The organism is Streptomyces sp. NPDC002232, from assembly GCF_042890295.1.
In the GTDB taxonomy this organism is placed as follows: Bacteria; Actinomycetota; Actinomycetes; order Streptomycetales; family Streptomycetaceae; genus Streptomyces.
Map to the genome: position 1 here is coordinate 655229 of NZ_JBIARV010000002.1, position 20480 is coordinate 675708.

Consider the following 20480-nt stretch of genomic DNA (forward strand, 5'->3'; position numbering starts at 1 on the left):
CCCGGGCGGCCTCGATACCGCCAAGCATCCGCCGCCCGGGAGCCGTACCCCTCGCCGATCTCTCGACCGGAAGGAAGACCCATCATGGCCCAGCCCAACGCCGCGACCTCGGCGGGCCTGGACCCGGCCACCCTGCACGACGTCCTCCGCGTGGCCGCGAACCCCGACTTCGACCGCTGGAAGGACCAGGTGCACCGCACCGGCGGCTGCTCCGACCCCGTCCACCTCACCGGATGGTCCCTCGCCAAGGACCGGACCTCCGGCGAGACCCTCCGCCGGTACTCGACGGAGACCGAACCTGGCGGGCGCCTCCGCGTCGCCTGCGGCAACCGCCGGGCCTCCCGCTGCCCCTCCTGCGCCCACACCTACGCCGGGGACACGTACCACCTGATCCGCGCCGGCCTCGCCGGTGACGAGACCAAGGACATCCCCGCGACCGTCCGCGACCACCCCCGCGTGTTCGCGACGCTCACCGCACCGTCCTTCGGCCCCGTCCACAACCGACCCGACCGGGGCGCCTGCCGCTGCGGCGTCCGGCACCGGGACGACGACCCCGCCCTGGGTACGGCCCTCGACCCCGAGTCGTACGACTACGCCGGCGCCGTCCTCTTCAACAACCACGCCGGGCAGCTCTGGCAGCGCTTCGCCAACCGGCTCCGCCGTGAACTGGCCGCCCGCGCCGGGCTCACGCAGCGCGCGATGAAGGACATCCTGCGGGTCTCGTACGGGAAGGTCGCCGAGTTCCAGAAGCGCGGCGCCATCCACTTCCACGCCGTCATCCGACTCGACGGACGGGACGGGCCCGGCAGCGCACCGCCCTCCTGGGCCACCGTGCCCCTGCTGGACGACGCCATCCGGGCCGCTGCCGTCCACGCGTACACCACCATCACCGTCCCGGCCGCCGGGGACCAGCCGCGCCGGCGGTTCCAGTGGGGACGACAGCTCGACGTCCGCCCGGTCAAGGCGTTCGGGGACGGCTCCGACATCACCGAACAGGCCGTGGCCGCCTACGTCGCCAAGTACGCCACCAAGGCAGCCGAGACCACCGGCAGCCTCGACCGCCGGATCGGCAACCGAGAGGTGCTCGACCTTCTGGACGTCGCCGACCACCCCCGCCGCCTCATCGAAGCCTGCCTGGACCTGTCCCCGCTCTACCCGGACCGGAAGCTCACCGCCTGGGCCCACATGCTCGGCTTCCGCGGCCACTTCTCCACCAAGTCCCGCCACTACTCGACCACCCTCGGCGCCCTCCGCCAGATCCGCGCCGACTACCGCGCGGCCCAGGAAAACCTCGACGTCGTCCCGGACACCGTGCTCGTCCTCGCCGCCTGGCAGTACGCGGGCCACGGCCACTCCCCCGGCGAGGCCGCCCTCGCCGCCACCATCGCCCGGGACATCCACCTCAACCGCCAGACCGCACGGGAAGCACTCCGCCTGGAAGGAGCCGCCGCATGACCACCGCCACCGCCGAACTCCTCACCGTCCCGGAGGTCATGGAGCGGCTCAAGCTCGGCCGTTCGACCGTCTACGACCTCATTCGGTCCCGCCGCCTGGTCTCCCTCACCATCGGCCGGTCGCGCCGCGTCCCCGCCGACGCCGTCCGGGACTTCATCGACAACCAGATCGAGGAGGCCGCCTGATGGCCACCCAGCGCAAGCGCAACCCCAACGGGGCCGGCACCATCACCCAGCGGTCCGACGGCCGCTATCAGGCTGCCGTCTACGTCCTCCAGCCCGACGGCACGCGGGCCCGGAAGTTCGCCTACGGCAAGACCTGGGCGGAATGCGACGCCAAGCGCCGTGCGCTCCTCGACAAGGTCGACAACGGCGTTCCCGTCCCGACCCGTTCGATGAAGCTCTCCGAGTGGCTGCCGTACTGGCTGGACAACATCGTCAAGCCGCGCCGCAAGAAGACCACCGCTGCCAAGTACGAGGTGCACGTCCGGCTCTACCTCGTCCCGATGCTCGGCTCCAAGCGGCTGGAATCCCTCGGCGTCGCCGATGTCCGGCGCTTCCTCGCCCAGTTGGAGAAGAAGACCAGCGCCGCCACCGCCAAGGAGTCGCACCGCGTGCTCCGCACCGCCCTCACCGCCGCCTGCCGTGAGGAGCTGGTGAGCCGGAACGTCGCGACGCTCGTCGAGCCGCCGACCGTCGCCGCCCGGGAGCTCTCCCCCTGGTCCCTGGACGAGACGCTCGACTTCCTCGCCGCCGCCCGGAAGGACCCGCTGTACGCCGCCTTCGTCCTCGCCATCGCCCTCGGCTTCCGCCGCGGGGAGGTCGTCGGCCTCCGCTGGGAGAACGTCGACCTCGACAAGCGGGAGATCCGGGTCAGGACGCAGCGGCAGCGGGTGGCCGGCGAGGTGTACGAGGACGACCCCAAGGGGCGCCGGCGCAAGCAGACGCTTCCCCTCCCCGCGATCTGCGTCGCTCCTCTGCGGTGGCAGCGGCTCAAGCAGGCCGCCGCCCGCGAGCGTGCCGGGGAGAAGTGGACGGAGACCGGGTACGTCTTCACCACCCGCACCGGCCAGCCCATCGAGCCGCGCAACCTCTACCGCTCGTTCACCCGCGTCGCGAAGAACGCCGGTCTCCGCGTCGTCCGGCTGCACGACGCCCGGCACGGTACGGCGACGCTCCTCACCGCCGCTGGCGTCCCGCCCCGCGTCGTCATGGAGATCCTCGGACACAGCCAGATCGCCGTGACGATGAACGGGTACACGCACGTCGTCCAGGACACGCAGCGGGAGGCCGTGAGTCACGTGGATCGGCTGCTCAGGAGCCGTCCCCGGTCGTGATCGACCGTCCCCGTTGATGTCAGAAGTGGATGTCAAAGGCCCCGGACCATGATCGGTCCGGGGCCTTTGTGCTGGTGGGCGCGGACGGTTTCGAACCGCCGACATCTGCTTTGTAAGAGCAGCGCTCTACCCCTGAGCTACGCACCCGTGGAAGAGGCAACAGCCTACATGGCCCCGGGGTGGGTGCCGCAAACCCGTAAGGGGCGGGGGGTAGCCCCACCCCCGGGACGGTGGGTCGCCCGATCGTGGGGGGAGGGGGTGGGGTCGTAGCGTCGGGGTGTCGTCGCTTCGTCTCTGGGGGAATGATCGTCATGGTCGCTGGCCGTCCGTTCCGTGTGCTGCTCGCTTCCGGTGTCGCCGTGTTCGCGCTCGCCGGGTGCGGGGCCGCCGATGCCGAGGGGGCGCCGGTGGAGCGGAAGGCGTTCGCGTTCGGTGGGGACGCGCTCACCGTCGACTCGGACAACTCCGAGCTGGTGATCACGCCCGCCGACATCGACGAGGTGCGCGTCGAGCGGCAGGTCGACGGGTGGGTGTTCATGGGGTCCGGGCCCGACGCCAGCTGGAAGCTCGTGGACGGGCGGCTCACGCTGCGGGTCGAGTGCGACGCCGTCGCCTCCAGCTGCGGGGCCGTCCACCGCATCCAGGTGCCCCGCGGCGTCGCCGTCTCCGTCGAGGACGGCAACGGCGACGTCACCGCCGACGGCTTCACCACTCCCCTGAAGGTCCGGTCCGACAACGGGGACGTCCGGGTCCGGAACGCCTCCGGCGCGCTCGACCTCGGCAGCGGCAACGGTGACGTCGACGTCGAGGACTCCGTCACCTCGGCCCGGCTCTCCGTACGGTCCGACAACGGCGGCGTCGGCATCAGCCTGCGCACCGTCCCCCGCAAGGTCGACGTCGTCACCGACAACGGCGACGTGACCGTGACGGTCCCCCGGGCCGAGTACGCCGTGTCCGGCTCCAGCGACAACGGCGACGTCCGCCTCGACGTGCCCCGCCGCGACGACAGCGAGCACGTCGTGAGCCTGCGCAGCGACAACGGGGATCTCACCGTCCGTACGGTGAACTGACCGGGCCGTGTGTTCGTCCTTACCGGGTGGGACAATGAACCCTGACCGGGCACGGCGGACACAGCACGGGGAGTAGTACGTGGCGGAGAGCGACGCTAGGGGCGGACGGGCGTCCGGGGGTTCCTCCGCGATCCGGCTGGCTCTCGCGCTGCCCCTGCTGGTGGGCGCGCTGCTGCCGCAGGCCTTCGCCGGCGGCGGGACCCGCCGGTGGTTCGGCGGGCGCGGCGAGAGCCAGCGGGCCGAGGCGCAGGCCGCCAAGGACGCCGCCGCCGCCGCTTTCTACGAGCTCGACACCGCCCAGCGCGGGCTCCGGATCTCCATCGAGACGATCGCCGCCGTCGACAGTTCGCCGGAGGCGCGCCGCGCCGTCGAGGGGTTCGAGGCGCTCGGGCGGCGGATCGACGAGGTCAGCCACGTCTACATCGAGGCCGTCGACGCCCATGACCTCGACCGGGACGAGCTCGACGCCGCCACCGCCTCCCGGGCCCGCGGCGAGCTGAACCGCGCCAAGGAGGAGCTCGACCGCGTCAAGGGCGAGCTGGAGCGCTTCGAGGAGGGCCTCGCCCCGCTCCTGGGCCGCGCCGAGACCCAGCTCGCCCGTCTCGCGCCCGCCGTCGAGCGGGCCCGGCAGGCCCTGCGGGGTGCGAGCGACGCCCTCGACGGCGCCCGGGAGGCCGGGCTGCGCGCCGACGACCTGGCCGCCCGCCTCGCCGCGCTCGGTCCCGAGCTGACCCTGCTCAACGAGGGCGCCGGCCGGCACGGCGTCCCCGAGACGCTCCAGCGCGCCGACCGTGTGCTCCGGGACGCCGAGGCCGTACGGGCCGAGGCCGAGCGGCTGCCCGAGCGGGCCGCCGAGATCGACAAGCGGCTCGTGTCGCTCCGTACCCGCACCGAGGCGCTCACCACCCGCACCGAGGGCGTCGAGCCCGTCCTCTCCGAGCTGCGCCGGCGGTACGCGGCCGCCTGCTGGCAGGACCTCCAGCACGTGCCCGAGCAGGCCGCCGCGGCTCTCCGTCAGGCGGGTGAGCGGCTCGCCGAGGCCGGGACGGCGCGGGCCGAGCAGCGCTGGCCGGACGCGACCTCGCTGCTCTCCACCGCCCGCGTGCTCCTCGACTCGACCGACGAGGCCGTGTCGGCCGCCGGGGACCGGCTGCGCCGCCTGGACGCCGTCGCGAAGGACCCGAAGGCGGAGATCGACCGCGCCCGGTTCGCGGTGCGGGACGCCCAGCGGCTCGCCATGGCGGGGCGCAACACGCCCGACCCCCGGCACGCCCGGCCCCTCGACGAGGCCGTCGCCCGTCTCGACCGGGCCGTGGACGGCCTGGAGGGCCGCCACCCCGACTACTGGCACTTCCTGACCGAGCTGGAGGCCGTCCGCGCGGCCGCCGCGCACGTCGTCGGCCTGATCCGGGAGGACCGGGGATCCGGCGCCGGCCACTGATGCCGCGCGCGCACCGCCGCTAGCCTGTTCCCATGCCTCGTTACGAATACCGCTGCCGCACCTGCGGCGACACCTTCGAGCTCAGCCGTCCCATGGCCGAGTCCTCCGCCCCCGCCGCCTGCCCCGCCGGGCACGACGACACCGTGAAGCTGCTCTCGGCCGTGGCCGTGGGAGGCAGCACCGCCGCCCCCGCGCAGGGCGGAGGCGGCGGCGGTTGCTGCGGCGGGGGCTGCTGCGGCTGAGCCGGGGCCGACGGGAGTGTGACGACTAGGCCGCCGCGGCCGCCCGGAAGCGGCGCAGGATCTCCTCCCCCGCCGCCACCCCGCGCTCCGCGAGGACGTCGACGTGGGGTGCCGTCCAGTCGCTGTCGGCGAGTTCGCCGTGGCCCGGGCGCCAGGCCCGGTCCGCGGCGAGCAGCAGGTCGGCGTCGAGGAGCGAGTCCCCGGCCGCCAGCGTGAGCGACGCGCCGGTGCGGCGGGCGACCTCGCGGACGGCCGCGCTCTTGGTCAGCGGCTTCGGCACCGCGTACACCTTGCGGCCCTGGAGCGAGACCGTCCAGCCCCGGTCGCCCGCCCAGGCGCCGAACCGGTCCAGCCAGTCCTCGGGGAGCCGCTCCCGCTCCACGACCAGGTAGGCGAAGAGGTCCTCGGCGACCCGGTGCTTGCGCACCCAGGACAGGTCCGTGGTGGCGGTGAGGTAGGCGCGGATCTCGGAGAGCGGCGCGCACTCCTCGGCGAGCCTGCGGACGACGGACGCGTGCCAGTCGCGGTCGGTGACGCCGTCGACGAGGATGTGCCCGCCGTTGGCGCAGATCGCGTACGCCGGCGCGGTGCCCGGGAGCTGGATGCGCTGGTACTGCTTGCGCGTCCGCGTGGTGGTGGGCACGAAGACGGTCTCGGCGGTCAGCCGGGCCAGCAGCTCGGCCGCGTCCTCGGTCATGTAGGAGAGCGGCTTGGACTCGTGGACCTCGACGCAGAGCAGCCGGGGCGCCTGGGCGTCCGGCATGCCGAGGGCGAGGGCCGCGGTCGAGTAGATGAGGGTGCGGTCGAGGTCGCTCGCCACCAGCGTCCGGGCCGGGGCGAGACCCGGACCCGCGCCCGGGCCCTCCTCCAGGACCGTGCTCGTGACCGTGACCGGAACCGTGCTCGTGTCGATCCCCTTCGCCCTGCCCGCGTCCGGACCCGGGCCCTCCTCCAGGACCGTGGTCGTGGCCGTGACCGGAGCCGTGGCCGTGTCCGTGGCCGCGTTCGCCGTCGTACCCATGTCCGTCGCCGTACTCGTCGCCGTATCCATGTCCGTCCCCGTACCCGCACTCGTGTCCGTGGTCACTGGGACACCACCGCCTTTCCGTCCGCGCCCGTCGCACCCCTCGTGTACTGAGGATGGATCAGGCCGACGCAGCTGTACGGGAGTTCGTCGATCTCCTCGACCGGGACCCCGCGCTGCTCGGCGAGCAGCCGGACGTGCGCCAGGTCGGCGTCGGCGCCGCGCTTGGCGAGGATCTTCCAGGGGACGCGGCGGAGCAGCACCCGGGTGGTCTCGCCGACGCCCGGCTTGACCAGGTTGACGTCGTGGATGCCGTACTCCTCGCTGATCCGCTCCACGGCCGCCCAGCCCTCCCAGGTGGGGGTGCGGTCGGTGGTGAGGAGTTCCTTGACGTCCGTGTCGACGCTCGCGGCGACCTCGTCGAAGCGGGCGGCGACGGCGTCGAGGAAGGCCTCCGAGACGTCGGATCCGGCGAGCTCGCGGTAGAACTTGGCGCCGTGGAAGTCGTCCGGTCCGACGAGGTCGGAGCGGAGGACCGTACGCGATATCAGGCCGGAGACCGTGGAGTTGAGGCAGGCGGAGGGGATGAGGAAGTCCTCGCGGGTGCCGTACGTGCGGACGCAGGAGCCGGGGTCGGCGAGGACCGCGATCTCCGGGTCGAAGCCCTTGAAGTCCCGTACGGCCTCGGCGAGTTCGCGGGTGATGGCGCCCTTGCCGGTCCAGCCGTCGACGAACACGACGTCGGCCGGGTCGTGGTGGGCGGCGAGCCAGCGCAGCGCGTTGGCGTCGATGCCGCGGCCGCGCACGATGGAGACGGCGTAGTGCGGGAGGTCGAGGCCGTGGCGGGCCTTCGCCCAGCGGCGCATCAGTACGCCGACGGGGGTGCCGGCCCGGGCCAGGGAGACCAGGACGGGCCGCGGGGACCGCTCGGCGAGGACGGTCTCGGTGACCGTGCCGACCGCGCGGGCGATGCGGGCGGCGGAGCTCTCCAGGGCCGCGTGGAAGAGCTCCTGGTAGCGCTCGCTGGGCTGGTACTCGACGGGGAGCGACTCGGCGTAGTGCGCGCCGCCGCTCTGGATGGCCTCCTCCCGCTCCTCGGTGGGGGCTTCGAGCTCGACGTCCGAGAGGTCCTGGAGCAGCCAGCCGACCTCTTCGGGTGCGTACGAGGAGAAGGCGGGGCCGCGGAGGGGCTCGGGCAGCATGGAGCTCCTTTCGGGAGCTTCGGTGACTTCGGTGACGCGGACCGGGGGCGCGTGGGGCGGCGTGTAGGACGGGACCACCGCGAGCACGACGCGCGGGATGTGCGCGGCGAGCTGGGCGAGCAGGCCGTCCGGGGCGTGCAGGGCCGGGGTGTCGGCCGCGGAGTCCACGACGAGGACGACGGCGTCGAAGCCCGCGCCCGCGACGTTGTAGGCGTAGCGCTCGCCGGGCCCGTCGGCGGGGTCGTCGTGGGCGGGGAAGACGAGCCGGGTGCGGATGGCGTAGCCGGGGTCGTCGACGGCGAGGACGGGCGAGCGGGTGGTGGTGGAGTAGCGGACGTCGTGTCCGGCGTCCTCCAGGGCGGTGCCGAGGCGCAGCGGCGCGTACATCAGCTCCTCGAAGCCGAGGACGAGCACGCGGGGCGGTGCGGCGGCGGCCGGCGCGGTCAGCGCCCCGGCCAGGGCCTTCGCCATCGCGGGCAGGGCCGCCTCCAGGCGCTCGCGGTGGTCGGTCGTGAAGCCGTGCCGTCCGCCGTCGGGGAGCTCCTCGGGCCAGCCGAGGTCCACCCGCTCCGGTGCCTCGCCGGGGAGGGGTACGGGGGCGGGGGCGGGCCCCTCGTGGGCCGCGACCAGGGCCTGGCCCTTCTCCAGGACGCCGTCCGGGAGGCGGACGGTGCCGGCGGCGCCCGCGACGAGGTCGACGCGGGCGCCGATCTCGCGGGCGAAGGCGTCGAGGCGGCCGAGGTCGGCGGTGGAGCGCATGTCGACGAGGGCGACGACGACGTACCGGCCCCGGGGGTAGCGGGCGTGGAGGGCGCGGATGGTGTTGAGGACGGTGTTTCCGGTGGAGAACTCGTCGTCGACCAGGACCAGCGGTCCGTCGCCCGCGAGCAGCTCGGGGTCCTCGGGCAGCAGGAGGTGCGAGGTGGCGTGGGAGTGCGACTCCTCGAAGCCGCCCGCGCGGGCCACGCCGGCCACGGGGCGGCGGGTGGAGTGGAGGTACGGGGCGAGGCCGAGGCCGTCGGCGACGGCGTGCCCGAGGGCGGTGGCAGTCTCCGCGTAGCCGAGGACGACGGACCGGCCGGCCTCCTCGTCGCCGAGGAGCTCCCGGACGCGCCGGCCGAGGCCCAAGCCCGAGCCGTACACGACGGAGGGCCGCTGCGGCACGTGCTTGCCGAGCACGCTGGAGACCAGCAGGTGCGCGCGCTTGGGGTTGCGGCGCAGTGCGAGGCCCAACAGGGCGGGCAGCTCCTCGTCGCCGATCAGTTCGACGCCCAGTCGCTCCGCGACCCACGTTCCGGTCCACACCACGTCGTCGACGTCCCTTCGTCAGCCGGCCAGGCCGGCGGTGAGCAGATCCACGAAGCCGACGTCCTCCTTGGCGACGCCGAAGACCTCGGCGCGCAGGAGGGTGCGCTCGGCCCACGCGCGATGCGGCTTCACCTCGTTCATCTTGTTCGTATAGGCGGAGCGCAGCACTCCGCCGCCGTCCCGGTCGGGTCGGAGGATGTCCTGGGCGTCGCTCCACTCCTCGTGGCTGACGACGGAGAGGGCGTGCACCGGCACCACGTGGGTGGGGTGGATGCAGGTCTTCCCGAGCAGGCCGTTGGCCCGGTCGAGCTCGATCTCGCGCAGCAGGCCGTCGAGGTCGTGCTCGATGAGGGCGGTGCGCAGGTCCTCCGCGCGGCCTTCGAGGAAGGGGCTGCGGCGCAGCTGCGGCTTGAACATGCGCTCGCCGGGTCGGAAGTACTCCCAGACGGGTCCGGTGACGGTGAAGCCGGTGCCGTCGGAGCGGCCGAGGACGTTGACGACGTCGGCGATGACGTTCGCGACGATCTTGATGTCGTACGCGGTCATGTCGGGCGAGCGGCGCAGCCCGTAGGCGGAGCAGAAGTCGGTGACGCCGAGGCGGAGGGCGAGGACGTGGTCGCGGTACTTGTCGGTGATCGCGGCGATCCCGGCGAGGGTCTCGGCCCGGGTCTCCAGGTGGAGCAGCTCGGGGGACTCCAGGACGGGCATGGCGAAGAGGCGCCGGCCGGCCGTCCGCTCGGCCTGGGTGAGCGCCTCCAGGAAGGCGTGACCGCGGGACTCGGTGAACTTGGGCAGTACGAATCCGGACAGCAGGCGCACCGAGGCGCCGAGGCGGTCGACCAGGTCGGTGATCTGGCGCGGCTCGCGGACCCGGACGAAGAGCAGGGGCAGGTCCACGGCGGTCTCGGGGTGGTCCGTGGCGGTGTCGGCGTCCGTCACGGTCCCGTCGGAGGGCTCGGCCGCGGCCTCGGCGGGGCCTGCCGCGAGGTCGGCGAAGCCCCGGACGAGGTTGGCCTCGCCCGCCTCGACCTCGGCGTCGCTGATGGAGTCCTCCAGGCAGAGCACCATGGAGACCACTCCGCGCCTGGCCTGCTTGCGCACGGCTTCGGCCAGCCGGGGCCGGGTGGCCGGGCTGTAGAGCGTGGCGCCCAGGGCCACGGCGAGGGTGCGGGCGGGCGAGCCGGAGGTGAACTCGGCCGGCTCCTGGTGGAACAGTCCGGCGCGCACCGCGGCCGGGAGGTGCCCGAAATGACGCATGTAAGTCTCCCGTCTGCCGCTTCGGGCCCTGATGACATGTGGCCGGTAATAGTACGTAGGTGCGGGTGTCCGTAGTTCCCTCAGAGCATGAAATTCAGGTAACTCGTCAGCATCCGTCGCCCGGTCCGGGTATCCGTGGCGCCCCCGCGTTGTCCGCGGGTCGGGCGGGAGGGCAGGATTGCGGTCATGACGCACGCGATGCTGAAGGGCTCCAACGTCCCTCTCGACACCGCGGCCGTACGGGCCGTGCTCTGCTGGACCCCGGGCCCCGGGGTCCCCGACGTGGATGCCTCGGCCCTGCTCCTCGGGCCCTCCGGGCGTGTCCGGTCCGACGAGGACTTCGTCTTCTACAACCAGCCGCGCCACCCCTCGGGGCTGGTGCGGCGGCTGCCGAAGAAGCGGGTCGCCGAGGGTCTGACGGACACCGTGGAGGCCGATCTGGCCGGGCTCGACCCCTCGGTCGACCGGGTGGTGGTCGCGGCCTCCTCCGACGGCGGCACCTTCCGCTCCGTCTCCGACCTGCGGATCCTGCTGTACGACGCGCTGGCCGGGCCGGACAGCGAGCCGCTGGCGCTGTTCGACGTGACGGCGGAGACCGGCGAGGAGACGGCCGTCATCTGCGGCGAGCTGTACCGGCGCGGCGACGGCTGGAAGTTCCGCGCCGTGGGGCAGGGCTATCCGACGGGGCTCGTGGGCCTCGCGACGGACTTCGGCATCTCGGTCGACGAGGACGCCGCGCAGGAGGCCGGCCGGGACGGCTCCCAGGACGCGGCCGAGGGCGGCCGGGCGGCCGCAGGGGGCGGCGCGTCCGCCTTCCCCGAGGCGCCCGCGCACGACCCCGACCTCGACCTGACCGTGGTGCACACCCCCGTGCCGCCGCAGCCGACCGTGCCGCCGATGCCGGACCGGGCGCCCGCCTACGGCTACCCGCAGGAGCCGGTCCACGCCCCGGCCCCCGCGTACGGCTATCCGCAGCCGGTGACGGCCGCCGAGCGGAACCCGGCGCCGGAGTTCCGCATGCCTCCGATGGGTCCCCAGTTCGTCCGGAGCTGAGCGGGCGGGCACGGCTACGTCTTGGTCTTGTAGCCGCGCCCCCATTGCAGGCCCCAGCCGTACAGCCGGTCCAGTTCCGCCTGGAAGCCGTACACGAAGCGCACCTCGCGGCGGACGGTCAGCTCGCCCTTGACGTTCTCCATGGAGAAGACGGCGCAGGAGCGGGCCTGGGGGGCGCGCTCGTCGAGCTCGACCTCGATCCGGGGGCCGTTGCTCGGGTAGAGCGTCACCTTGGCGTGCGTACGGTCGAAGGCCGGCGTCTGGTCGTAGATGTACACGAAGAACAGCAGCCGCTTGATCTCGTCCCAGTGGTCCAGATTGACGAAGATCGTCTCGCCGGAGGAGCCGCCGAAGCGGTCGTCGCCGCTGAGGCGGACGTACGGGGCCTCGTTCAGGTCGCCGAGGAAGCCGCCGAGCGGCTGCACCACGCCCTTGCTGCCGTCGCTGAGCTCGTAGAGGCAGCCGAGGTCGAGGTCGACGTTGACGACGCCCTGGGTGTGGGCCTGGACGACCTCGGGCTTGAAGAACTGCGCGGGGTTCCGCAGCAGCCGTCCGCTCTGCCGGGACCGGCCCTCGATGTCGGAGGTCCGCATCCGCCAGGACAGGTTCACCCGGAGGTTTCCGGTGGCGGCGCCCTGCTTGGTGAGCGAGACGGTCGGACGCCGCTTCGTCAGGTCGATCGAGTTCGACGCCGCGCTGCCCGAGTCGAACTGCGCCGTCCTCCCCGGAAACAGGTTGTCCCAGAAGGCCATGACGCCTTCACCCCCCACTGATCGTCGTCACCGCGGCTCGTCGCCGTGCACATGCCTGCGGGGCGGCCGGATGCACCGGCCGCCCCGCAGAGAAGCATTCCTCGCAGCCGGGGGTGTCACACCCCGGACGGCACCTCGGTCTTGTCGTCCGAGCCCGATCCGCCCTCGGCCGCCGCGATCCGCTTGTTGCGGCGGACGGAGGACCAGAAGGACCAGGCGATGAGGAGGACGCCGATGGAGCCGGTGATGACCTCGGGGATCTCGTACTGGATGGTCACCAGGAGCAGCACGGAGAGGGCGCCGATGGCGTAGTGGGCGCCGTGCTCCAGGTACACGTAGTCGTCGAGGGTGCCCTGGCGGACCAGGTAGACCGTGAGCGACCGGACGTACATGGCTCCGACGCCGAGGCCGAGCGCCATCAGGACGATGTCGTTGGTGATGGCGAAGGCGCCGATGACACCGTCGAAGGAGAAGGAGGCGTCGAGGACCTCCAGGTAGAGGAACATGAAGAAGGCGGCCTTGCCCGCGAGCTGGACCACGGTGACCTTCTTGCCGCTGCGCTTGGCCTCTTCCTCGGCCTCGTGCTCGCGCTCCTCCTCCTCTTCCAGCTTGTTCTCGAAGTAGCTGGAGAGACCGCCGACGACGAGGTACGTGATGAGGCCGGCGATGCCGGAGATGAGGACCGTCTGCGCCTTGTCGACGTGCGTGCCGCCGTGCTGGTGGGCGTGGGTCGCGAAGGTCATCGCGCTGATCAGCAGGACGACGAGGGCGATGCAGACCGACAGCATGTCGACCTTGCCGAGCTTGGCCAGCGGGCGCTCGATCCAGCGCAGCCACTGGATGTCGCGCTCCTCGAAGATGAAGTCGAGGAAGATCATTAGAAGGAACATGCCACCGAAGGCGGCGATCGACGGATGCGCGTCGGTCACCAGCTCCTGATAGCGGTCCGCGTCGTTGAGCGCGAGATTCACGGCCTCGATCGGGCCGATCTTCGCGCTCACGGCGACGATCACGACGGGGAAGACGAGGCGCATGCCGAACACGGCGATGAGCACGCCGACCGTGAGGAAGATCTTCTGCCAGAAGGCATTCATCTTCTTCAGGATTCCGGCGTTGACCACCGCGTTGTCGAACGACAGGGAGATCTCGAGGACGCACAGGATCGCGACGATCCCGAACGCCTCCCACCCCCCGTAGAGCACCGCCGCCACCAGACCGAGCGCAGTGATCGCGAACGACCACCCGAAGGTTTTCAGAACCACTGTCTACCCCATCGTGAAATTACATGGCTTTACGAAACGTTGACCCCGAAGTCTAGAGCGATGCCCCGGAGCCCCGACGCGTACCCCTGTCCCACGGCTCGGAACTTCCATTCGCCGTTGTAGCGATAGAGCTCGCCGAAGATCATCGCGGTCTCGGTGGAGGCGTCCTCGGAGAGGTCGTAGCGGGCGAGTTCCTGCCCGTCCATCTGGTTCACGACACGGATGAAGGCATTGCTGACCTGGCCGAAGCTCTGGCCGCGGTTGTCGGCGTCGTGGATCGAGACCGGAAAGACGATCTTGTCGCAGTGGGCCGGCACCTTGGTGAGGTCCACGATGAGGGACTCGTCGTCGCCCTCACCCTCACCGGTGAGGTTGTCCCCGGTGTGTTCGACGGAGCCCTCGGGGCTGCGGAGCTGGTTGTAGAAGACGAAGTACTCGTCCCCGAGCACCCGGCCGGCCTGACACAGCAGGGCGCTGGCGTCGAGGTCGAAGGCGGCTCCGGTGGTGGAGCGCGCGTCCCAGCCGAGCCCCACGAGGACCTGGGTGAGGTTGGGTGCGGCCTTGGAGAGGGAGACATTGCCTCCCTTGGCGAGCGTGACGCCCATGATTCGGTTCCTCCCCGGTGGTGATGAGGCACGACCGGCGAGGTTTCTCCCCGGTGGTGATGAGCTCGACCGGGAGGCGTGACCCCCGGTCGGGGTGAGCCACGACCGGGAGGTGTGATCCCCGGTCGGGGTGAGGCACGACCGGGGAGGTGTGATCCCCGGTCGGGGTGAGGCACGACCGGCGCCGCACGGGATGTGCGGCGCCGGACGGTTCGAACGGTTCGGCTCAGACGTTGACGCCGAAGTCCTGCGCGATGCCGCGCAGACCCGAGGCGTACCCCTGGCCGACGGCGCGGAACTTCCACTCCGCGCCGTGGCGGTACAGCTCGCCGAAGACCATCGCGGTCTCGGTCGAGGCGTCCTCGGAGAGGTCGTACCGGGCGATCTCGGCGCCGCCGGCCTGGTTGACGACGCGGATGAACGCGTTGCGCACCTGGCCGAAGGACTGCTGGCGGTTCTCGGCGTCGTAGATCGAGACCGGGAAGACGATCTTGGCCACGTCGGCCGGCACGGTGGCCAGGCTGACCTTGACCTGCTCGTCGTCACCCTCGCCCTCGCCGGTGAGGTTGTCACCGGTGTGCTCGACCGAGCCGTCGGCGCTCTTCAGGTTGTTGAAGAAGACGAAGTCCTGGTCGTTGCGGACCTTGCCCTCCTCGCTCACCAGGATGGCGCTGGCGTCGAGGTCGAAGTCCGTACCGGTGGTGGTGCGGACGTCCCAGCCCAGACCGACGGTCACGGCGGTGAGGCCAGGGGCCTCCTTGGTCAGCGAGACGTTGCCGCCCTTGCTGAGGCTGACTCCCACGAGTCCCTCCATAGGTTTCCAGGGGCAGCGCCCCCAGTCGTGCGTTGGCATCGGATCAACGTCTGGATCCTAGTGACGGGTTCCCGGTCGAAACAGTCGATTCGCCCGGTGATTCCGTGGGTGTCGGCTCCGGGGCGCTCAGAGGGCTTCGAGGGCCTTGAGGTAATCACCCAGGTCACGGGCGTCCGACAGGGCGTTGACGACGGTCCAGCGGACCGTGCCGGCCTTGTCGATGACGAAGGTGCCGCGGACCGCGCAGCCCTTCTCCTCGTCGAAGACGCCGTACGCCCGGGAGGCCTCGCCGTGCGGCCAGAAGTCGGAGAGCAGCGGGAACTCCAGGCCCTCCTGGTCGCCGAAGACGCGGAGGGTGTGGATGGAGTCGTTGGAGACGGCGAGGAGCTGGGTGTCGTCGTTGACGAAGTCCGGGAGCCGGTCGCGGAGCTCGCGCAGTTCGCCCGTGCAGACCCCGGTGAAGGCGAAGGGGTAGAAGAGCAGCACCACGTTCTTCTCGCCCCGCAGGTCGGAGAGGCGCACGGTCCTGCCGTGGTTGTCCCTGAGGACGAAGTCCGGGGCCTGGGTGCCGACCTCGATCGCCATCGCGTACGCGTCCCTTCCGACGGGGCCCCGGGCCTTGGGCCGTATCGGTGAACCCGGGTGAACCCCACCCTACGGCCTGCGCACGAAAGCCCCCGCCGGTGGACCGGCGGGGGCTCCTCGCAGCGTGGTGGTCAGCGCTTGGGGGCGGCCAGGCGGGTGCCCGTCCAGTCCTTGGCGACGCTGATGCTCTTGGTCTGGGAGAGACCCGCTGTCTGCGCGGCATCCTGGATGTCGGACGGCTCGATGTAGCCGTCGCGGCCGGTCTTCGGGGTCAGCAGCCAGATGTTGCCACCGTCCTCCAGAAGACCGATGGCGTCCACCAGGGCGTCGGTGAGATCGCCGTCCTCGTCCCGGAACCACAGCACGACGACGTCGGCGACATCGTCGTAGTCCTCGTCCACGAGGTCGGTTCCGATGACGGACTCGATGCCTTCACGGAGATCCTGGTCGACGTCGTCGTCGTAGCCGATCTCCTGGACCACCTGTCCGGGCTCGAACCCCAGCCTTCCGGCCGGGTTGGTCCGCTCCTCCGCGTGGTCCGCGGTCGCGCTCACGGCTTGCCTCCTGCTCATTCGGAAAATCCTGTGGGCCGCGCGTATGCGCGCGGCGCTGGCCGTAGTCCACACGTGCCGGGGCGGATCGCGCAAGTACCCGGCCGCCGAGACCGCCGAAACGGTGACGTTTGGGGCCGTCTCGCCGCAACTTCCGGCACGGTCGGACCTCCCTCGGTGATCAAGCACACATGATTCGTCCCGGTTTACTGACTTCTGCGGTTTCAGTCTGCCGAACGCCCGGACGAAACGCATGCGCGGGTTGGGCGTAAGGTTGCGATTTGAGCGCACCCGGACGCATGGAGGACACCCCGGAGGGTTACCTTTCGGTAAGTGTGACGCCTGGCGCACGCGGGGTAGACGATGGACGTCCCGACCACGTCCGTGGCCCCGTGGGCACCACCGAACAGCGAAGGAAGAGCGTGGCTCCCGGATCCGATCGCAACCCGATCATCATTGGCGGCCTTCCCAGCCAGGTCCCGGATTTCGACCCGGAAGAGACCCAGGAATGGCTCGACTCCCTCGACGCGGCCGTCGACGAGCGGGGTCGTGAGCGAGCCCGCTACCTCATGCTCCGGCTGATCGAGAGGGCCCGCGAGAAGCGCGTGGCCGTGCCCGAGATGCGCAGCTCGGACTACGTCAACACCATCGCCACCCGGGACGAGCCGTTCTTCCCGGGCAACGAGGAGATCGAGCGCAAGGTCCTCAACGCCACCCGGTGGAACGCGGCCGTGATGGTCTCCCGCGCCCAGCGCCCGGGCATCGGCGTCGGCGGCCACATCGCGACCTTCGCCTCCTCCGCCTCGCTGTACGACGTCGGCTTCAACCACTTCTTCCGCGGCAAGGACGAGGGCGACGGCGGCGACCAGATCTTCTTCCAGGGGCACGCCTCCCCCGGCATCTACGCCCGCGCCTACCTCCTCGACCGGCTGAACGCGACGCAGCTCGACGGCTTCCGCCAGGAGCGGTCGAAGTTCCCCGACGGCCTGTCCTCGTACCCGCACCCGCGGCTGATGCCGGACTTCTGGGAGTTCCCGACCGTGTCGATGGGCCTCGGCCCGCTCGGCGCGATCTACCAGGCCCGGATGAACCGCTACATGGAGGCGCGCGGCATCGCGGACACCTCCAAGTCGCACGTCTGGGCCTTCCTCGGCGACGGCGAGATGGACGAGGTCGAGTCCCTCGGCCAGCTGTCCATCGCCGCCCGCGAGGGCCTGGACAACCTCACCTTCGTCGTCAACTGCAACCTCCAGCGCCTCGACGGCCCGGTCCGCGGCAACGGCAAGATCATCCAGGAGCTGGAGTCGATCTTCCGGGGCAACGGCTGGAACGTCATCAAGCTGATCTGGGACCGCTCCTGGGACCCGCTGCTCGCGCAGGACCGCGACGGCATCCTGGTCAACAAGCTCAACACCACCCCGGACGGGCAGTTCCAGACGTACGCCACGGAGACCGGCGGCTACATCCGGGACCACTTCTTCGGCGACGACCACCGGCTGCGCGCGATGGTCGAGGGCATGTCGGACCAGCAGGTCCTGCACCTGGGCCGCGGCGGACACGACCACAAGAAGATCTACGCGGCCTACGCGGCGGCGAAGGCGCACGCCGGCCAGCCGACCGTGATCCTCGCGCAGACCGTCAAGGGCTGGACGCTGGGCCCGAACTTCGAGGGCCGCAACGCGACCCACCAGATGAAGAAGCTGACGGTCGACGACCTCAAGCGCTTCCGCGACCGGCTGCACATCCCGGTGACGGACCGGCAGTTGGAGGACGGCCTGCCGCCGTACTACCACCCGGGCCGGGACTCCGAGGAGATCCAGTACATGCACGACCGCCGCGAGGCGCTGGGCGGGTACGTCCCGACCCGGGTCGTGCGGGCGAAGCCGCTGACCCTTCCGGACGACAAGGCCTACGCGGCCGCCAAGAAGGGCTCGGGGCAGCAGTCGATCGCCACCACGATGGCGTTCGTCCGCATCCTGAAGGACCTCATGCGGGACAAGGAGATCGGCAAGCGCTTCGTGCTGATCGCCCCCGACGAGTACCGCACCTTCGGCATGGACGCGTTCTTCCCGAGCGCCAAGATCTACAACCCGCTGGGCCAGCAGTACGAGGCGGTGGACCGCGAACTCCTGCTCGCCTACAAGGAGTCGCCGACCGGCCAGATGCTGCACGACGGCATCTCCGAGGCCGGCTGCACGGCCTCGCTGATCGCCGCCGGCTCGGCCTACGCCACGCACGGCGAGCCGCTGATCCCGGTGTACGTCTTCTACTCGATGTTCGGTTTCCAGCGGACCGGCGACCAGTTCTGGCAGATGGCCGACCAGCTCGCCCGGGGCTTCGTGCTCGGCGCCACCGCCGGCCGCACCACGCTCACCGGCGAGGGCCTCCAGCACGCGGACGGACACTCGCACCTCCTCGCCTCGACCAACCCGGCCTGCATCGCCTACGACCCGGCCTTCGGCTTCGAGATCGCGCACATCGTCAAGGACGGTCTGCGCCGGATGTACGGCCCCGAGGCCGAGGACGTCTTCTACTACCTGACCGTCTACAACGAGCCGATCCAGCACCCGGCCGAGCCCGAGAACGTGGACGTGGACGGCATCCTCCAGGGCATCCACCGCTACAAGGCCGCCGAGGCGGGCTCCGTCCCGGCGCAGATCATGGCCTCGGGCGTCGCTGTGCCGTGGGCGGTCGAGGCGCAGCGGATCCTGGCCGAGGAGTGGAACGTCCGGGCCGACGTCTGGTCCGCGACGTCCTGGACCGAGCTGCGCCGCGAGGCCGTGTCCGTCGAGGAGCACAACCTGCTCCACCCGGACGAGGAGCAGCGCGTCCCGTACGTGACGCGCAAGCTCCAGGGCGCCGAGGGCCCGTTCGTCGCGGTCTCGGACTGGATGCGGGCGGTGCCGGACCAGATCTCCCGCTGGGTGCCGGGCTCCTACACCTCGCTGGGCGCGGACGGCTTCGGCTTCGCGGACACGCGGGGCGCGGCCCGCCGGTACTTCCACATCGACGCGCAGTCGATCGTGCTGTCGGTCCTGACCGAGCTCGCCCGCGAGGGCAAGGTCGAGCGCTCGGCCCTGAAGCAGGCCATCGACCGCTACCAGCTCCTCGACGTGGCGGCCGCCGACCCGGGCGCCGCGGGCGGCGACGCCTGACGGCGGATCGTTCGGGCTGGTGAGGGCGGCGGGACACGGTCCCGTCGCCCTTCGCCGTTCCCTACGATGCCGGTCATGCCCGTCAAGAAGCTGCGCTGGGAAGAGCGCACCCAGACACCGCTCCTGGTGCTCGCGGTCGCGTTCGGTCTCGCCTACGCGGTGCCGATCGTGGCCCCCGGCGCCGAGCCGTGGGTGCACCGGCTGTGCACCCACGTCGAGTGGGTCGTCTGGGGTGCCTTCGCGCTCGACTACCTCGTCCGTCTCGGGCTCGCCCCGGACCGGTGGCGCTTCGTGCGCGGCCATCCGCTGGACCTGCTCGCGGTGATACTGCCGATGGTGCAGCCGCTGCGGCTGCTGCGGGTCGTCTCCACGCTCCTCCTCGTCGGCCGGCGGGCCCGGATGGCCCCGCAGATAACGCTCACCACCTATGTGGCGGGCGCGGTGGTCGGACTGATGATGTTCGGCTCGCTGGCCGTGCTGCACGTGGAGCGGGACGCCCCGAACGGCAACATCAAGACGCTCGGGGACGCGGTGTGGTGGTCGTTCACCACGATGACCACCGTCGGCTACGGCGACCACGCCCCGACCACGGGGCTCGGCCGGGTGCTCGCGGTGGGCCTGATGCTCTCGGGCATCGCCCTGCTCGGTGTCGTCACGGCCAACATCGCGGCCTGGTTCATCTCGCGCTTCGACCGCGACGACGCCGTGGAGCGCCGGCAGACCGAGCTCCTGGAGGCGCTCACCCTGGAGGTCCGGGAGCTCCGCGCCGAGGTGGCCCGGCTCGCGGCACCGCCGCCGCCGAACGAGCCGCGCGAGGTCCCCTCGCCTACCGCTCCCAGAGCTTGAACGCTCTGACCTCGTAGGCCGTCTGCGGAGCCCACGTCCCCCGCCCCGGGTACGTCTCGAACTCGCCCGTCTCCCCGCACTCGGCCGACTGGTACGTCGTGACGGGCCGCCCCGTGCGGTTCGCGAGGGACTGCGCCGAGGTGCCCGGCGGCAGGGCGACGCAGCTGTCGATGTCGGTCGTGGCCAGCTCGTGCGTCCACGGCCTGCCCTTGAAGTCGGGCTTGGGCCAGAGGCAGAGCCGGCCCGGCCCGCAGGTCCCGAGCACCGTGCCGGACGGTGCGGGCCGCGCCGCGGAGCCGGGCGGCGCGGTCGCGGTCGCGGCGGGCCGCGCTGTCGCGGCGGGCGGCGCGGTCCTGGCGGGCGGCGCGGTCGTGGCCGCGGAGGCGCTTCCGGCACCCTGGGCGGCCGGCAGAAGGGCCAGGGCGGCCGCGAGCGCGAGTGCTGTCTTCGTATACATCCTGATGAACCCCCGTATCGTCACTCTCTGTAACCACGAGCATGGCGGACGTCCTCCGCGGACGG

General features: G+C 71.6%; 19 protein-coding genes and 1 tRNA gene. 9 read left to right on the top strand and 11 right to left on the bottom strand.

Translation table 11 applies throughout. The features are described 5' to 3' along the window. The first annotated feature begins 84 nt into the window (after positions 1-84). Genes repSA through ACFYXU_RS09780 form a run of 3 tightly spaced genes read left to right on the top strand, consistent with a single transcriptional unit; the run spans position 85 to position 2791 of the window. Positions 85-1455, top strand: a complete 1371-nt coding sequence (gene repSA / locus ACFYXU_RS09770; protein ID WP_389457194.1) for a replication initiator protein RepSA — start codon at positions 85-87, stop codon at positions 1453-1455. After that, positions 1452-1640 (top strand): helix-turn-helix domain-containing protein, encoded by a 189-nt coding sequence (locus tag ACFYXU_RS09775; protein ID WP_389457196.1) that lies wholly within the window; start codon positions 1452-1454, stop codon positions 1638-1640. Before repSA ends, ACFYXU_RS09775 begins: the two co-directional genes overlap by 4 nt. Beyond that, positions 1640-2791: a tyrosine-type recombinase/integrase gene (locus ACFYXU_RS09780; RefSeq protein ID WP_389457198.1), complete on the top strand. Its 1152-nt coding sequence runs from the start codon at positions 1640-1642 to the stop codon at positions 2789-2791. The genes ACFYXU_RS09775 and ACFYXU_RS09780 overlap by 1 nt, the downstream gene beginning before the upstream one ends. Positions 2792-2863: 72 nt before the next feature. Here ACFYXU_RS09780 and ACFYXU_RS09785 read toward each other — a convergent pair. Further along, positions 2864-2938: transfer RNA gene (locus tag ACFYXU_RS09785), tRNA-Val, on the bottom strand. A 155-nt stretch (positions 2939-3093) separates the two neighbouring features. On the opposite strand from ACFYXU_RS09785, the gene ACFYXU_RS09790 reads away from it, so the two are divergent. From ACFYXU_RS09790 to ACFYXU_RS09800, 3 genes are all read left to right on the top strand, one after another. Further along, positions 3094-3861, top strand: a complete 768-nt coding sequence (locus tag ACFYXU_RS09790) for a DUF4097 family beta strand repeat-containing protein (protein WP_389457200.1) — start codon at positions 3094-3096, stop codon at positions 3859-3861. Positions 3862-3991: 130 nt separating this feature from the next. Further along, on the top strand, positions 3992-5302 hold the full coding sequence (locus tag ACFYXU_RS09795; RefSeq protein ID WP_389457574.1) for a hypothetical protein: 1311 nt from the start codon (positions 3992-3994) through the stop codon (positions 5300-5302). A gap of 32 nt (positions 5303-5334) precedes the next feature. Next, positions 5335-5544: a zinc ribbon domain-containing protein gene (locus tag ACFYXU_RS09800; protein WP_329855380.1), complete on the top strand. Its 210-nt coding sequence runs from the start codon at positions 5335-5337 to the stop codon at positions 5542-5544. Positions 5545-5569: 25 nt separating this feature from the next. On the opposite strand, the gene ACFYXU_RS09805 is transcribed toward ACFYXU_RS09800, so the two are convergent. The 3 genes from ACFYXU_RS09805 to ACFYXU_RS09815 all read right to left on the bottom strand — a co-directional run bounded on the left by ACFYXU_RS09805 (position 5570) and on the right by ACFYXU_RS09815 (position 10335). Further along, entirely contained in the window at positions 5570-6565 is a 996-nt protein-coding gene (locus ACFYXU_RS09805) for an HAD family hydrolase (RefSeq protein WP_389457202.1), read from the bottom strand. 62 nt (positions 6566-6627) lie between these two features. After that, positions 6628-9078 carry a phosphoribosyltransferase gene (locus ACFYXU_RS09810; RefSeq protein WP_389457204.1) on the bottom strand — a complete coding sequence of 817 codons (2451 nt, stop codon included), beginning with the start codon at positions 9076-9078 and terminating at the stop codon, positions 6628-6630. An 18-nt stretch (positions 9079-9096) separates the two neighbouring features. Then, positions 9097-10335, bottom strand: a complete 1239-nt coding sequence (locus ACFYXU_RS09815; protein ID WP_376508562.1) for an HpcH/HpaI aldolase/citrate lyase family protein — start codon at positions 10333-10335, stop codon at positions 9097-9099. A 177-nt stretch (positions 10336-10512) separates the two neighbouring features. On the opposite strand from ACFYXU_RS09815, the gene ACFYXU_RS09820 reads away from it, so the two are divergent. After that, the gene (locus tag ACFYXU_RS09820) at positions 10513-11388 is read left to right on the top strand and encodes a TerD family protein (protein ID WP_389457576.1); all 876 of its coding nucleotides are present in this window, start codon (positions 10513-10515) and stop codon (positions 11386-11388) included. Between the two features lie 14 nt (positions 11389-11402). Here ACFYXU_RS09820 and ACFYXU_RS09825 read toward each other — a convergent pair whose 3' ends face one another. The 6 genes from ACFYXU_RS09825 to ACFYXU_RS09850 all read right to left on the bottom strand — a co-directional run bounded on the left by ACFYXU_RS09825 (position 11403) and on the right by ACFYXU_RS09850 (position 15960). Then, on the bottom strand, positions 11403-12140 hold the full coding sequence (locus tag ACFYXU_RS09825; protein WP_329855376.1) for a Tellurium resistance: 738 nt from the start codon (positions 12138-12140) through the stop codon (positions 11403-11405). A gap of 116 nt (positions 12141-12256) precedes the next feature. After that, positions 12257-13402: a DUF475 domain-containing protein gene (locus ACFYXU_RS09830; RefSeq protein WP_361403658.1), complete on the bottom strand. Its 1146-nt coding sequence runs from the start codon at positions 13400-13402 to the stop codon at positions 12257-12259. Positions 13403-13431: 29 nt separating this feature from the next. Continuing rightward, a complete protein-coding gene (locus ACFYXU_RS09835; RefSeq protein ID WP_329855372.1) occupies positions 13432-14007 on the bottom strand; it encodes a TerD family protein in 576 nt (191 codons plus the stop codon). A gap of 226 nt (positions 14008-14233) precedes the next feature. After that, positions 14234-14809 carry a TerD family protein gene (locus ACFYXU_RS09840; RefSeq protein ID WP_026058190.1) on the bottom strand — a complete coding sequence of 192 codons (576 nt, stop codon included), beginning with the start codon at positions 14807-14809 and terminating at the stop codon, positions 14234-14236. 138 nt (positions 14810-14947) lie between these two features. After that, positions 14948-15406: a peroxiredoxin gene (locus tag ACFYXU_RS09845; RefSeq protein WP_376508565.1), complete on the bottom strand. Its 459-nt coding sequence runs from the start codon at positions 15404-15406 to the stop codon at positions 14948-14950. Between the two features lie 131 nt (positions 15407-15537). Next, complete coding sequence (locus ACFYXU_RS09850; RefSeq protein WP_329855367.1) at positions 15538-15960, bottom strand: DUF3052 domain-containing protein; 423 nt, start codon at positions 15958-15960, stop codon at positions 15538-15540. A gap of 419 nt (positions 15961-16379) precedes the next feature. Between ACFYXU_RS09850 and aceE the strand changes: the two genes are divergently transcribed. Then, positions 16380-19112 carry a pyruvate dehydrogenase (acetyl-transferring), homodimeric type gene (aceE, locus tag ACFYXU_RS09855; RefSeq protein WP_376508567.1) on the top strand — a complete coding sequence of 911 codons (2733 nt, stop codon included), beginning with the start codon at positions 16380-16382 and terminating at the stop codon, positions 19110-19112. A gap of 66 nt (positions 19113-19178) precedes the next feature. Then, a complete protein-coding gene (locus ACFYXU_RS09860; protein ID WP_384574005.1) occupies positions 19179-19958 on the top strand; it encodes a potassium channel family protein in 780 nt (259 codons plus the stop codon). On the opposite strand, the gene ACFYXU_RS09865 is transcribed toward ACFYXU_RS09860, so the two are convergent. Continuing rightward, entirely contained in the window at positions 19939-20415 is a 477-nt protein-coding gene (locus tag ACFYXU_RS09865; RefSeq protein WP_389457207.1) for a peptidase inhibitor family I36 protein, read from the bottom strand. The two genes, ACFYXU_RS09860 and ACFYXU_RS09865, sit on opposite strands and share 20 nt — an antisense overlap. Positions 20416-20480 lie beyond the last annotated feature (65 nt).